The organism is Bacillus pretiosus (genome assembly GCF_051294775.1).
Taxonomy (GTDB): Bacteria; Bacillota; Bacilli; order Bacillales; family Bacillaceae_G; genus Bacillus_A; species Bacillus_A wiedmannii.
The window spans coordinates 626,646-638,362 of sequence record NZ_JBPPHF010000002.1; the positions used below are offsets into that span (position 1 = coordinate 626,646).

An 11,717-nucleotide genomic window follows, 5' to 3' on the forward strand; every position below is an offset into this window, starting at 1 on the left:
CATCACTCTCCCTGTAATAAATTGTTCACCGTTGTTGAAACCATTCCCCAGCTTTGTTTAAATTCTTCAAGCTGTTCTAATCCTTTATCGGTTACGTGATAATATTTACGTTTTGGACCGAGTGAGGAGGCTTTTAATGTTCCTTCAATCAATTTTTCTTTTTGCATACGTAACAATAACGGATATATGCTTCCTTCGCTTACGAATGTAAATCCGTGTTTATTTAATTTTGTACTCAGTTCATATCCGTACACTTCTTCTTGTGAAATGATGTATAGGATGCAACCTTCGAGCACACCTTTTAACATTTGGCTGTGCATGATTTCACCACCTTTTACTCAGGTAACTTGCGTTGCAAGGTAGCTGTTATCCAAATTATAACATTCAGTAACTTGCAACGCAAGTTACTGAAGTGGAAAACTTTAATGAGTGTTAATTTTTCATCGTTTCCCATACTAACGAGAGGAGGGAAGTATATGAAACCATTTATGCCAAAACTCGTTTACTTTGAACCGAAGGCACTCGAATATCCGCTTGGAAAAGAGCTGTATGAGAAGTTTACGAAGATGGGATTAGAAATTCGTGAAACGACGTCCCATAATCAAATTAGAAATTTGCCAGGTGAAAATGACTTGCAAAAGTATCGTAATGCAAAGGCAACACTTGTCGTTGGGGTGAGGAAAACATTAAAGTTTGATACGTCAAAACCGTCAGCTGAATATGCAATCCCGCTCGCAACGGGGTGTATGGGACATTGTCATTATTGCTATTTGCAAACAACACTTGGGAGTAAGCCCTACGTTCGCGTGTATGTCAATCTTGATGAAATATTTGAGAAGGCGAAGCAGTATATGGATGAAAGAGCACCAGAAATAACAAGGTTTGAAGCGGCTTGTACATCAGATATTGTTGGAATTGATCATTTAACACATGCATTAAAGCGGGCGATTGAATTCATTGGAGAAAGTGAGCATGGGCGTTTACGTTTCGTTACGAAATATTCGCACGTTGATCATTTATTAGATGCAAAACATAATGGGAAAACTCGTTTTCGATTTAGTATTAATTCACGGTATGTAATCAAAAATTTTGAGCCGGGGACATCACCTTTTGAAGAACGAATTGAAGCAGCTCGTAAAGTAGCAGGTGCGGGTTATCCACTTGGGTTTATAGTTGCGCCACTTTATATGCATGAAGGATGGGAAGAAGGATACCGTGAACTATTTGAGCGACTGTACAATGCGCTAAAAGATTTGTCGATACCGAATTTAACATTTGAATTAATTCAACATCGCTTTACAAAACCAGCAAAAAAGGTCATTCAAGAGCGTTATCCGAATACGAAGCTTGAAATGGATGAAGAGAAGCGCAAATATAAATGGGGACGATATGGCATCGGGAAATACGTATATAAAAAAGATGATGCAGAAGTATTGGAAGAAACGATTAGAGAATATATTCATCACTTTTTTCCTAACGCAGAAATTCAATATTTTACATGAAAGGAACTTGTATTGGAATGCAAGTTCTTTTTTCTTTTAAATATTTAGGCTTGTTTTCAACTTGTCACGTTATTCTTTCTGGTGTATCATTTTATTGATTGCTTCGTACGGAATGAGCAAAATGAAATTGGATGGAGGAAACCGATGCCTACCCCTAGTATGGAAGATTATATTGAACAAATTTATTTGTTGATTGATGAAAAGGGTTATGCCCGCGTATCTGATATTGCTGAAGCGCTGAGTGTACATCCATCCTCTGTAACAAAAATGGTGCAAAAATTAGACAAAGATGAATATCTAATTTATGAAAAATATAGAGGGCTTGTATTAACATCAAAAGGTAAAAAAATCGGAGAGCGTCTCGTATACCGTCATGACTTGCTAGAGCAATTTATGCGTATTATCGGTTTGGATGAAAGTAAAATTTACAATGATGTAGAAGGAATTGAACATCATTTAAGTTGGGAAGCAATTGACCGCATTGGTGATCTAGTGCAATATTTTGAACAAGATGAGATTCGAGTGGAAACACTTCGTGGCGTTCAAAAAGCAAATGAAGAGAAAAGTAATTAAGGGGGAACGTATGTCGTTTCCTTTTTTATTTCAACCGAAAAGGATGGGGAAATTATGAAAGCAATTATTTTTGATTTTGATGGATTAATTGTGGACACAGAAACAATATGGTTTCACTCTTTCAGAGACGCCGTTCGTGAGTACGGTGGGGAGTTACCTTTAGAGGAATTTGCAAAATGTATTGGAACGACAGATGATGTACTATATGCATATTTAAATGAGCAATTAAAAGAGAAGTTTAACAAGGATGCATTAAAAGAAAAAGTGAAAACTTTACATAAAGAGAAAATGAAAATACCAGAAGCTCGTGACGGGGTAAAAGAATATTTAGAGGAAGCGAAAGAAATGGGGTTGAAAATCGCATTAGCTTCCAGTTCATCTAGAGAATGGGTTACTTCTTTTTTGGAAGAGCTACAAATTCGAGATTATTTTGAAGTCATTAAAACAAGGGAAGATGTTGAGAAGGTAAAACCGGATCCAGCACTTTATCGAATTGCGATAGAAGATTTAGGGATTGATCCGTCTGAAGCTGTTGTATTTGAAGACTCGTTAAACGGATTAAAAGCAGCGATTGCAGCAGGATTAAAGTGCGTTGTTGTACCTAATGATGTGACACGGAATTTACCATTTGAAAATCATCATCTTCGAATTGAAAGTATGAAAGATAAAAGTTTGAAAGAAGTACTACAAAATATAAAAAAAGACCGTATTTCCTAAAAGGAAGCACGGTCTTTCTTTTTGTTTTTTTACCTTCAATGACAGTTAAATGAGATTGTTTTCTTTTTCGCTTCAAAGTGGAAGGAGCGCCTTTCTTACCTTTGTCATTAGAAGCGTTTGATTTCAAGAAAGAATTGCTTAGGGGTGCTACATTTTGTTTCCCATGTTTGCGGTTCGATTGTTTCGCTGCACGCTTATAAGAGCTTTGCGAATTTGCAGAACCACTAGAATTTGTAAACATCTTGTATAGCAAATAAAAGATACCGACAACAAGTAACATGTACCCAATATTTCTTAATACACCCATTGGATTTGTAATGACAGATGAGACAAGGCCGAATATTGCTAATCCGATAATAAGCATAACTATAGCGAATGTAAACGAACGACCGTTCATAAGGGACACCTCCTAAAAACATATATTAAATTAGTATATTAACGATGAGGAAAGGAGTTGAACACCAATTTTAAATAATTATTGTTTGTTTTCTAAACGTAATAATTCTTCAAACGATGCAATGGCTACTTCCACTTGATCATCTGTTGGTTCTTTCGTTGTTAATAGTTGCAGCCATAATCCGGGATATCCAAGTATGCGTAATACTGGAATATCGCGTAATCGATTTGTAAATTGTAACACTTCAAAAGAAATGCCGAGAACGACTGGAATTAATAAAATTCGGTTTACGACTCTGGCCCAAAGTGGATCTGTAGGGACAAGGAAATAAACAAACATTCCAATAATGACTGTAAATATAATAAAGCTACTGCCACAGCGATAATGAAGGCGAGTTTGTTTTTGAACATTTTCTACAGTCATTGGAAGATTATTCTCATAGGCATTAATTACTTTATGCTCCGCACCATGGTACTGAAATACCCGCTTAATAAGTGGGGTTAAAGAAATAAAGTATATATAGCTCAATAATAGCATGAGCTTAATGACACTTTCGACAATGATTTGCCCTGTATGAGAAGGGAAAATCGGTCTCGTTAATTCAGCTAGTAGTGCAGGAACTGCTGTGAAAATGACTTTACCGAATATGAAAGATAAAACGCCAACTGCTGCAACTCCTAATACCATCGTTAATTTCGATTGTTCTTCTTTGTTATTTGCAATTTGTTCGTCTTCTTCTGGGTGGACATCAAATCGTTCTGAAGCAAAGTTTAAATGTTTTGCTCCATTCGCACTTGCATCCACAATAGCGGCAATCCCTCGTAAAAATGGAATTTTTTTCAGGATAGATAATGCTTTATTACGAACGCGTGGTAATCGATAAAATTCAATCGATTTGTCTTTACGACGAACCGCTGTAACAGTATATTCTCTACCGCCAAACATAACTCCTTCTATGACTGCTTGCCCGCCATATATTTGTTTTGACTCTTCTGCCATGTTAACACCAACCTGTATTTGTTTCTCTCTTATGTAGAAAAAGAGGCAATTGTCATACTGGGTTCTGTCATTTTGAAATAAGACAATCACCGAGTTTCCTTTATTTTATCGACAAATACAAGTATATGACAAGGAAAAATGTTACGAGAGTCGGACATTTCTTATTCTTTTTATAGACAAATTTCGCAGTATTTAAACATGGTTCAAAATAGTTTCGGACATACTATTGAGCGGAGGTGTCGATGTGAGTCAAGAACAATTAGGAACAAGGAATTTTGTACAAATTGGTTTATTTGGTGGAATCTTTTGGGGGGGGATATGGTATTTCCTTCATATATTTTCATTTACGGAAGCAGGACCGAACTATTTACTTTTACCATTTGCCTTTGGAAGCTGGAAAGAAGGGGTATGGGGCAATGTGTCAGGAATTGTTTGTATGGGACTACTTTCGATTTTAATTGCCTTTTTGTATAAAGCGTTTTTGGCAAAGTTTGAAGGAATTATTCCAGGGATGATTTATGGGCTATTTTGGTGGGCGTTACTATTTTTCGGAATGGGATTAATAGCGCCTGCCATTAAAAGTGCACTCCATTTACCGAAAGAAACAATTGTGACGACGATATGTATTTTTATATTGTATGGTGTGTTTATAGCATACTCTGTTTCCTACGCAGTAAATACCAATAAAGCTGAGCGAGAAGGGGAAGAGAAGACAAACTATTCAAATAAGTGACTCCTATGTTAAAATGTTGTATAGATATTTAATATTAAGGAGTTTTAAACATATGAAAAAGGTACTCCTCGTAAACGGTCCTAACCTAAATCGCCTCGGTGTCAGGGAGGTAAATGTATATGGAAAGGGCACGCTAGCGACACTTGAAGCAGATATGAAGCAAGAAGCAGAAACAATGGGAGTGGAGTTAGAATGTTTCCAATCGAATCATGAAGGTGCGATTATCGATCGTATTCATGAGGCGGAAGATATATATGAAGGGATCATTTTAAATCCTGGAGCATTTACGCATTATAGCTATGCGATTCGAGATGCAATTGCGAGCATTTCGATTCCTGTTATTGAAGTACATATTTCTAACATTCACCAGCGTGAGTCGTTCCGTCACGAATCTGTGACGGCAGCTGTTTGTGCGGGACAAATTGTTGGATTTGGTTTTTATGGCTATAAGTTAGCGTTATTTGCATTAATGGAGAAATTGAGGGAGGCATAAAGTAATGGAGAAAATCGAAAGAGTAAGAAGTGCATTTGATGAGGCTGGTATTGACGGTATTTTGTTAACAAATGAACATAGTCGTAGATATATGGCTAATTTCACAGGAACAGCTGGTGTTGTACTGATTTCGAAAAATCGTGCTCAATTTATTACAGATTTCCGTTATGTAGAGCAGGCTAGTAAACAAGCGGTTGGATACGAGATTGTACAGCATGCAGGATTAATCATTGATGAAGTTGCAAAGCAAGTGAAGGAACTGGGAATTCAAAAGCTTGGCTTTGAGCAAGATACTCTTACATATAGTTCTTATTCAGCGCATAAAGAAGTAATCGATGCTGAATTTATCCCAACTTCTGGGCTTGTAGAAAAGTTACGCTTGATAAAGACTGATTCAGAGATTAAGATATTAAAGGAAGCTGCACAGATTGCAGATGCTGCCTTTGAACATATTCTATCATTCATTCGCCCGGGAGTATCTGAAATTGAAGTGTCAAATGAACTTGAATTTTTCATGAGAAAACAAGGAGCAACATCTTCTTCGTTTGATATTATCGTTGCTTCAGGTCTTCGTTCGGCATTACCGCACGGCGTGGCATCTGAAAAAGTGATAGAAACAGGAGATTTCGTTACATTAGACTTCGGCGCTTATTACAAAGGATATTGTTCTGATATTACTCGTACGATTGCAGTTGGTGAACCATCTGATAAATTGAAAGAAATTTATAATATCGTTTTAGAAGCACAATTACGTGGTGTGAACGGTATTAAAGCTGGTTTAACAGGCCGTGAAGCGGATGCGTTAACGCGCGATTACATAACGGAAAAAGGATATGGTGAATACTTTGGACACTCTACTGGTCATGGAATTGGTCTTGAAATCCATGAAGCACCAGGTTTAGCGTTCCGTTCTGATACAGTACTTGAACCAGGAATGGCTGTAACAGTAGAACCAGGTATTTATATTCCAGGTATTGGCGGTGTACGTATTGAAGATGATATCATTGTAACAAGTGAAGGTAATGAAGTAATTACGAAATCACCAAAAGAACTTATTATTTTGTAATATACAGGAGGATTTTTTTACATGATTTCAGTAAACGATTTTCGTACAGGTTTAACAATTTCAGTGGACAATGCCCTTTGGCAAGTAATGGATTTCCAACACGTAAAGCCAGGTAAAGGTGCTGCATTCGTTCGCTCTAAACTACGTAACCTTCGCACAGGATCTGTTCAAGAGAAAACATTCCGTGCAGGTGAAAAAGTAGAAAAAGCACACATCGAAAACCGTCGTATGCAATACTTATACGCGAGCGGTGAGTCTCACGTATTTATGGATAACGGAACTTACGAGCAAATCGAACTTGGTGAAAACCAAATCGAGCGCGAACTTAAATTCCTAAAAGAAAACATGGAAGTATCTATTATGACATACCAAGATGAAGTACTTGGTGTTGAACTTCCGAACACAGTTGAATTAAAAGTGTCAGAAACAGAGCCTGGTATTAAAGGTGATACAGCTTCTAACGTAACAAAACCAGCTACATTAGAAACTGGTCTTGTTGTACAAGTACCAATCTTCATTAACGAAGGCGAAATGCTTATCATCAACACTGGTGAAGGTAAATACGTTTCTCGTGCATAGTAGAAAAGCACTCGTGATCATCACGAGTGCTTTTTTTTATAGGAAATAGGGTAGATAGTAAATAGCAGTGATAATAAAACTAACTAAAACAAGTGAAAGAGTACCCGCCATATATGGAGTGAAAACAATTTGAAATGGTTTTATTTCGCCAGTCTCAACGCCAGTCAGTGTTTTACTTATTGCGTGATCCGTAATGTTGTTTCTATGAGTATTCATAATAATTAACCCCATAATTGCAAATATCGCTAAACTACCAAGGAAAAAGGTCTCCATAAATGACCAACCGACCAATTTTGAAAAAAGATAAATAAGAGCTAATTCTACTACGACTGTTAAACTAATTTTTACTACCTTCATATTTTTCCTTCTCCTTTTGTAGGTCTAGCCAATTTAGAAATTTTTCACGTGACACGACATGTAGTACACAAGAAGATTTTACTTCATTCTCTAAGGCAGAATGTTCACCAGGGAATCTATCTTCCACATGCAATGAAATATAAGGCAGTTTTTCTTGTGCTTTTAACGAGCGGACATTATTCGTTTTAGCTCCAGCAAATACGTAGGAAAGTTGTAAGTCCAAAAAAGCAATTTTAAAGATTTCTTTTTTAGCAGCCTCATTATACCCTTTTCCCCAGTATGGATAGCCGAGCCAACTACCAATGTGAGATTGTTTCTTCTCATAATTAATATGTTTAAGTGTGCTGAGACCAATTATTTCGTTTTCTTCATTTACAATCATTCTCGATAAAGACCTCTTTTGGCGCTCTTCTTCTATTGCGAAAAGAAGAAATGCTTTCGTGTCTTCGATCTTTTCTACTTTTATTCCTAATGCATTTTTTATGTGTGGATCACTTGATAGCTTGAAAATCACATTTGCATAGCGTAAATCGAGTGGTACTAAAGTAACGTGTTGCATCGTCTATACCCCTTTTAAATTAAATATACCATAAAATAATAGGAATATTCAGATTTAATAAAAGTGTTAGAGAAAAGTTATGTTTTTAATTCTGAAATAGACAACCCCTGCATATGGTTGTACAAATATATTCTTTTTTGGAATGTAGCAATAGTAACCGTTATGGGAGAAGGTGGGAGAATGAAACAGTGGCTAGCGGCAATGGAAACATCCGTGCTTGTAATGGGGTTACTTCGGTTGTTTTCAGGTAGCGCGGAAATATTCGCCGCTTTGCTTATGCTTTATGTGAATGATGCGAAGAAAGCATTGTTTATAAATGGTATGTTGGCGTTTGTTGGACCGACCGTATTAATTTTAACAATGACAATAGGCATAGCGAGTGTGGCAAGTGAGATTTCTTTCTTGAAACTCTTTTTTCTAGCGCTTGGAATTGGCTGCATTTTTATCGCGTTGTTGAAATAGTAAGTCGAGTATAGTGGGGAGAAGCTGATGAAAGAAGTATTAGAAGTTTTACCGAAAACGATGAAGCAGCTAGTGGAAAGTTGTAAGCAATACGATGCTCTAGAGGAAATTCGTGTTCGAATTGGAAGACCGCTAGAGTGTATTGCTCATGGCGAAGTGTTTTTTTATGACTATATCGTTACAGCAGAGGATGCCATTTACTTATTGAATAAGTTAAGTCAATTCTCAATTTATACGATGGAAGAGGAATTAAAACGTGGGTATGTGACACTTCGAGGAGGACATAGAATCGGCTTAGCTGGAAAAGTCATTACAGAAAAAAGCGCAGTGAAAATGATTCGAGATGTCTCTTCCTTTAATATTCGTATCGCTCGTCAAAAAATAGGAATTGCTGAACCACTTTTGCCGTATTTGTATGAATCACGATGGTTAAACACGATGGTAATTGGCCCACCGCAAACGGGGAAAACAACACTTTTAAGAGATGTAGCACGTTGCATGAGTCAAGGTGTAAGTGCTTCGAAAATTCCTTCTTGTAAAGTGGGGATTGTTGATGAGCGGTCAGAAATTGCAGGCTGCGTGAAAGGTATTCCGCAATATGACTTCGGCACACGAGTAGATGTGTTAGACGCATGTCCAAAAGCTGAAGGAATGATGATGATGATTCGTTCTATGAGTCCAGATGTTTTGATTGTAGATGAAATTGGACGTAAAGAAGATAGTGAAGCAATTATGGAGGCGGTGCATGCTGGGGTTCAGCTTTTTATAAGCGCACATGGATTTTCTTATGATGATGTTGTGAAACGTCCATCACTAAAAGCGGTGCTGGAGCTCGGTATATTTGATAGGTTTGTGGAGCTATCAAAAGCAAGAGGGCCAGGAACAGTTATGCAAGTAAAAGATAAATATGGAAAATCGGTATTACCTCATAGAAAGGCTGAGGGCGTATGGTAAAAATATTTGGTGCAGTGTTAATCGTTGCGGTCAGCACCTTTTTCGGATTTTCATACGCTAAAAGATACAGTGAGAGACCAAGGCAACTTAGATTATTAAAAGCGGCACTTCAATCATTAGAGGCAGAAATTATGTATGGGCACACACCTTTGTCTGAAGCTGCCGAGCGATTAGTGAAACAAATGCCTAAGCCGTTAAATTGGATATTTCAAAGTTTTGCTAGAAGGCTAGAAGGCGGAGAACAAACTGTAAGAGAAGCTTGGATAGATAGTTTGAAAGAAAATTGGAAGCTAACAGCATTTCAACAAACTGAGTACGAAATTTTGCAGCAATTTGGCGAAACGCTCGGACAACATGATCGAGAATCACAACAAAAACATATTCGCTTATGTATTACACATTTAGAGAGAGAAGAAGAGGAAGCGAAAGCATTACAACTGCAATACGAAAAAATGATCAAGAGCTTAGGGGTACTAGCGGGTCTACTTATCGTAATTTTACTGCTATAGGAGGGAGAAAGGCGATGTCCATTGATGTTGGATTAATATTTCAAATCGCCGGAATCGGCATTGTTTTAGCTTTTATTCATACCGTACTAAAAGAATTAAAGCGAGAGGATATTGCAAATTGGGTTATCCTTGTCGGTTTTGTCGTTATTTTATTTCATGTGGCATTTTTAATTAATACGCTATTCGACAAGATTAAGAGTGTCTTTCTCTTCCAGTAAAGGAGGCGGTTCGAATCGAAATTATACAAATTGTCGGATTAGGCCTCGTTGCTACGTTTTTAGCAGCTGTATTGAATCAGCATAAATCTAGCATTACGTCGTTATTTATTGTGTTCGTAGGTAGCGTGATGTTTCTTCTTTTAATTGATCAAATTCACTCTATTTTACAAATGATTGAGAGAGTAGCGAGTGAAGCAAAGGTTAGCAACGTATATGTAGAAACGTTGCTAAAAATTATTGGAATTGCTTATATTGCTGAGTTTGGAGCACAAATTACAAAAGATGCAGGGCAGGGGGCAATCGCTTCGAAAATTGAATTAGCTGGAAAAATCTTGATTTTAGTAATGGCGATTCCTATTTTGACGGTTGTCATTGAAACTATTCTCGGATTTTTACCGACGGGATAAGGGGGAGTGAATGTTGAGGGGGTTTGGAGCTAAGCTGCTATTTGCTTGCTTCCTTTTCTTTTCTTTACCGGTTGTTGTACAAGCTTCTCCTGTAGAAACAAACGTCGTTGATCAACAATTGGATAAGCTCGGAATTGAAGATGTGAAGCAATTTTGGGACGGGCTTGTTACAAAATATGGAGGTTATTTACCAGAGAGTCAAAAAGGTAGTTTTATGGAGTTTGTAAAGGGAGAAAAAGAAATTTCTATAAAAGAGTGGATGCTAGGTTTATTAAAGTATTTATTTCACGAGCTTGTTGCAAATGGGAAGCTGCTGGGAACGCTCATTATGCTTACAATTTTTAGTGCATTGTTGCAATCACTGCAATCTGCATTTTCAAAGAGTAGTGTAAGTAAAATTGCGGATGCAGTTGTATATATGGTACTTATTATTTTCGCTTTAAATAGTTTTTATGTCGTCATGACATATGCAAGAGAAACGATACAAACAATGGTAGATTTCATATTAGCGCTATTGCCAATCTTGCTTGCACTCATAGCAACTGGAGGTGGTGTTGTATCTGTATCGTTTTTTCATCCGATTATCATCTTTTTAATGAACACGAGCGGGCTTTTGATGAATTATATCGTTCTACCACTTTTATTACTTGCAACGATATTAAGTATTGTAAGTACGATGAGTGATCAATATAAAGTTACGAAATTGTCCAAGCTTCTGCAAAATGTTAGCGTTGGGATTATCGGTATTTTTTTAACGATTTTTTTAGGGGTATTATCTGTACAAGGAACAGCGACAGCTGTTGCTGATGGAATAGCTGTGAAAACTGCTAAATTTGTAACAGGGAACTTTATTCCCGTAGTAGGAAGAATGTTTACAGAGGCGGCGGATACTGTTATTAGTGCATCGGGATTATTAAAAAACACAGTCGGAATTATCGGGCTCGTCATTCTATGCTTAATTGTTGCTTTTCCAGCGATTCAAATTTTTTGTATCGCGTTTATTTATAAATTCGCAGCAGCAGTATTACAGCCAGTTGGCAGCGGAGCAATTATTCAATGTTTAGATATTATCGGGCGAAGCATCATTTATGTATTTGCTTGCTTAGCTATCGTATCATTTATGTTCTTTTTAAGTATCACAATTATTATTGCTGCGGGGAACATTACACTTATGATGCGGTAGGAGGTGAAG

General features: G+C 37.1%; 17 protein-coding genes and 1 pseudogene. 13 read left to right on the plus strand and 5 right to left on the minus strand.

What is annotated here, in order from left to right; all coding sequences use genetic code 11:
* Positions 1 to 2: 2 nt before the first annotated feature.
* Positions 3 to 320: a PadR family transcriptional regulator gene (locus ACSG5Z_RS11490; RefSeq protein WP_000556083.1), complete on the minus strand. Its 318-nt coding sequence runs from the start codon at positions 318 to 320 to the stop codon at positions 3 to 5.
* Positions 321 to 476: 156 nt separating this feature from the next.
* Here ACSG5Z_RS11490 and splB point away from each other — a divergent pair, with 156 nt between their 5' ends.
* From splB to ACSG5Z_RS11505, 3 genes are all read left to right on the plus strand, one after another.
* Positions 477 to 1,502, plus strand: a complete 1,026-nt coding sequence (gene splB, locus ACSG5Z_RS11495; protein WP_137010964.1) for a spore photoproduct lyase — start codon at positions 477 to 479, stop codon at positions 1,500 to 1,502.
* A gap of 144 nt (positions 1,503 to 1,646) precedes the next feature.
* Complete coding sequence (gene mntR, locus ACSG5Z_RS11500; RefSeq protein WP_001143070.1) at positions 1,647 to 2,075, plus strand: transcriptional regulator MntR; 429 nt, start codon at positions 1,647 to 1,649, stop codon at positions 2,073 to 2,075.
* 54 nt (positions 2,076 to 2,129) lie between these two features.
* Positions 2,130 to 2,792, plus strand: coding sequence for an HAD family hydrolase (locus ACSG5Z_RS11505; protein WP_048546402.1), 663 nt, complete (start codon positions 2,130 to 2,132; stop codon positions 2,790 to 2,792).
* Here the strand turns inward: ACSG5Z_RS11505 and ACSG5Z_RS11510 are convergent.
* Both ACSG5Z_RS11510 and ACSG5Z_RS11515 read right to left on the minus strand, forming a co-directional pair.
* Positions 2,789 to 3,189: pseudogene (locus ACSG5Z_RS11510) on the minus strand (SA1362 family protein). The gene ACSG5Z_RS11505 and the pseudogene ACSG5Z_RS11510 overlap by 4 nt on opposite strands.
* 78 nt (positions 3,190 to 3,267) lie before the next feature.
* Positions 3,268 to 4,188, minus strand: a complete 921-nt coding sequence (locus tag ACSG5Z_RS11515) for a DUF1385 domain-containing protein (RefSeq protein WP_000807116.1) — start codon at positions 4,186 to 4,188, stop codon at positions 3,268 to 3,270.
* A gap of 244 nt (positions 4,189 to 4,432) precedes the next feature.
* Here ACSG5Z_RS11515 and ACSG5Z_RS11520 point away from each other — a divergent pair, with 244 nt between their 5' ends.
* From ACSG5Z_RS11520 to efp, 4 genes are read left to right on the plus strand one after another with little or no spacing between them, the layout of a single operon-like run.
* Positions 4,433 to 4,921: a YqhR family membrane protein gene (locus ACSG5Z_RS11520; protein WP_000076890.1), complete on the plus strand. Its 489-nt coding sequence runs from the start codon at positions 4,433 to 4,435 to the stop codon at positions 4,919 to 4,921.
* Between the two features lie 52 nt (positions 4,922 to 4,973).
* Complete coding sequence (aroQ, locus tag ACSG5Z_RS11525; protein ID WP_000757087.1) at positions 4,974 to 5,414, plus strand: type II 3-dehydroquinate dehydratase; 441 nt, start codon at positions 4,974 to 4,976, stop codon at positions 5,412 to 5,414.
* Positions 5,415 to 5,418: 4 nt separating this feature from the next.
* Positions 5,419 to 6,480 carry a Xaa-Pro dipeptidase gene (gene pepQ, locus ACSG5Z_RS11530; protein ID WP_048562330.1) on the plus strand — a complete coding sequence of 354 codons (1,062 nt, stop codon included), beginning with the start codon at positions 5,419 to 5,421 and terminating at the stop codon, positions 6,478 to 6,480.
* 21 nt (positions 6,481 to 6,501) lie between these two features.
* Positions 6,502 to 7,059, plus strand: a complete 558-nt coding sequence (gene efp, locus ACSG5Z_RS11535; RefSeq protein WP_000626521.1) for an elongation factor P — start codon at positions 6,502 to 6,504, stop codon at positions 7,057 to 7,059.
* Positions 7,060 to 7,095: 36 nt separating this feature from the next.
* Here efp and ACSG5Z_RS11540 read toward each other — a convergent pair whose 3' ends face one another.
* Both ACSG5Z_RS11540 and ACSG5Z_RS11545 read right to left on the minus strand, forming a co-directional pair.
* Positions 7,096 to 7,416, minus strand: a complete 321-nt coding sequence (locus tag ACSG5Z_RS11540) for a hypothetical protein (protein ID WP_435711473.1) — start codon at positions 7,414 to 7,416, stop codon at positions 7,096 to 7,098.
* Positions 7,397 to 7,975: a GNAT family N-acetyltransferase gene (locus ACSG5Z_RS11545; RefSeq protein WP_435711474.1), complete on the minus strand. Its 579-nt coding sequence runs from the start codon at positions 7,973 to 7,975 to the stop codon at positions 7,397 to 7,399. Before ACSG5Z_RS11545 ends, ACSG5Z_RS11540 begins: the two co-directional genes overlap by 20 nt.
* Before the next feature lie 180 nt (positions 7,976 to 8,155).
* Here ACSG5Z_RS11545 and ACSG5Z_RS11550 point away from each other — a divergent pair, with 180 nt between their 5' ends.
* The 6 genes from ACSG5Z_RS11550 to spoIIIAE are packed head-to-tail and all read left to right on the plus strand — an operon-like array spanning position 8,156 to position 11,708.
* On the plus strand, positions 8,156 to 8,437 hold the full coding sequence (locus tag ACSG5Z_RS11550; protein WP_000816054.1) for a YqhV family protein: 282 nt from the start codon (positions 8,156 to 8,158) through the stop codon (positions 8,435 to 8,437).
* Positions 8,438 to 8,464: 27 nt separating this feature from the next.
* Positions 8,465 to 9,391, plus strand: coding sequence for a stage III sporulation protein AA (gene spoIIIAA / locus ACSG5Z_RS11555; RefSeq protein WP_088064391.1), 927 nt, complete (start codon positions 8,465 to 8,467; stop codon positions 9,389 to 9,391).
* Entirely contained in the window at positions 9,385 to 9,900 is a 516-nt protein-coding gene (gene spoIIIAB, locus ACSG5Z_RS11560) for a stage III sporulation protein SpoIIIAB (protein ID WP_000238693.1), read from the plus strand. Before spoIIIAA ends, spoIIIAB begins: the two co-directional genes overlap by 7 nt.
* A gap of 14 nt (positions 9,901 to 9,914) precedes the next feature.
* Positions 9,915 to 10,118: a stage III sporulation protein AC gene (gene spoIIIAC / locus ACSG5Z_RS11565; RefSeq protein ID WP_000020914.1), complete on the plus strand. Its 204-nt coding sequence runs from the start codon at positions 9,915 to 9,917 to the stop codon at positions 10,116 to 10,118.
* Between the two features lie 23 nt (positions 10,119 to 10,141).
* A complete protein-coding gene (gene spoIIIAD / locus ACSG5Z_RS11570) occupies positions 10,142 to 10,525 on the plus strand; it encodes a stage III sporulation protein AD (RefSeq protein ID WP_079998460.1) in 384 nt (127 codons plus the stop codon).
* A gap of 10 nt (positions 10,526 to 10,535) precedes the next feature.
* Positions 10,536 to 11,708 carry a stage III sporulation protein AE gene (spoIIIAE, locus tag ACSG5Z_RS11575; RefSeq protein ID WP_000943696.1) on the plus strand — a complete coding sequence of 391 codons (1,173 nt, stop codon included), beginning with the start codon at positions 10,536 to 10,538 and terminating at the stop codon, positions 11,706 to 11,708.
* The last annotated feature ends 9 nt before the right edge of the window (positions 11,709 to 11,717 follow it).

Bases quoted from the DNA above. Each gene is read 5' to 3' on its own strand.
- spoIIIAA (WP_088064391.1), top strand. From the start codon at position 8,465: ATGAAAGAAGTATTAGAAGTTTTACCGAAAACGATGAAGCAGCTAGTG.
- efp (WP_000626521.1), top strand. From the start codon at position 6,502: ATGATTTCAGTAAACGATTTTCGTACAGGTTTAACAATTTCAGTGGAC.
- ACSG5Z_RS11550 (WP_000816054.1), top strand. From the start codon at position 8,156: ATGAAACAGTGGCTAGCGGCAATGGAAACATCCGTGCTTGTAATGGGG.
- aroQ (WP_000757087.1), top strand. From the start codon at position 4,974: ATGAAAAAGGTACTCCTCGTAAACGGTCCTAACCTAAATCGCCTCGGT.
- spoIIIAC (WP_000020914.1), top strand. From the start codon at position 9,915: ATGTCCATTGATGTTGGATTAATATTTCAAATCGCCGGAATCGGCATT.
- spoIIIAE (WP_000943696.1), top strand. From the start codon at position 10,536: ATGTTGAGGGGGTTTGGAGCTAAGCTGCTATTTGCTTGCTTCCTTTTC.
- mntR (WP_001143070.1), top strand. From the start codon at position 1,647: ATGCCTACCCCTAGTATGGAAGATTATATTGAACAAATTTATTTGTTG.
- pepQ (WP_048562330.1), top strand. From the start codon at position 5,419: ATGGAGAAAATCGAAAGAGTAAGAAGTGCATTTGATGAGGCTGGTATT.
- ACSG5Z_RS11505 (WP_048546402.1), top strand. From the start codon at position 2,130: ATGAAAGCAATTATTTTTGATTTTGATGGATTAATTGTGGACACAGAA.
- spoIIIAB (WP_000238693.1), top strand. From the start codon at position 9,385: ATGGTAAAAATATTTGGTGCAGTGTTAATCGTTGCGGTCAGCACCTTT.
- splB (WP_137010964.1), top strand. From the start codon at position 477: ATGAAACCATTTATGCCAAAACTCGTTTACTTTGAACCGAAGGCACTC.
- ACSG5Z_RS11545 (WP_435711474.1), bottom strand. From the start codon at position 7,975: ATGCAACACGTTACTTTAGTACCACTCGATTTACGCTATGCAAATGTG.
- ACSG5Z_RS11540 (WP_435711473.1), bottom strand. From the start codon at position 7,416: ATGAAGGTAGTAAAAATTAGTTTAACAGTCGTAGTAGAATTAGCTCTT.
- ACSG5Z_RS11490 (WP_000556083.1), bottom strand. From the start codon at position 320: ATGCACAGCCAAATGTTAAAAGGTGTGCTCGAAGGTTGCATCCTATAC.
- ACSG5Z_RS11515 (WP_000807116.1), bottom strand. From the start codon at position 4,188: ATGGCAGAAGAGTCAAAACAAATATATGGCGGGCAAGCAGTCATAGAA.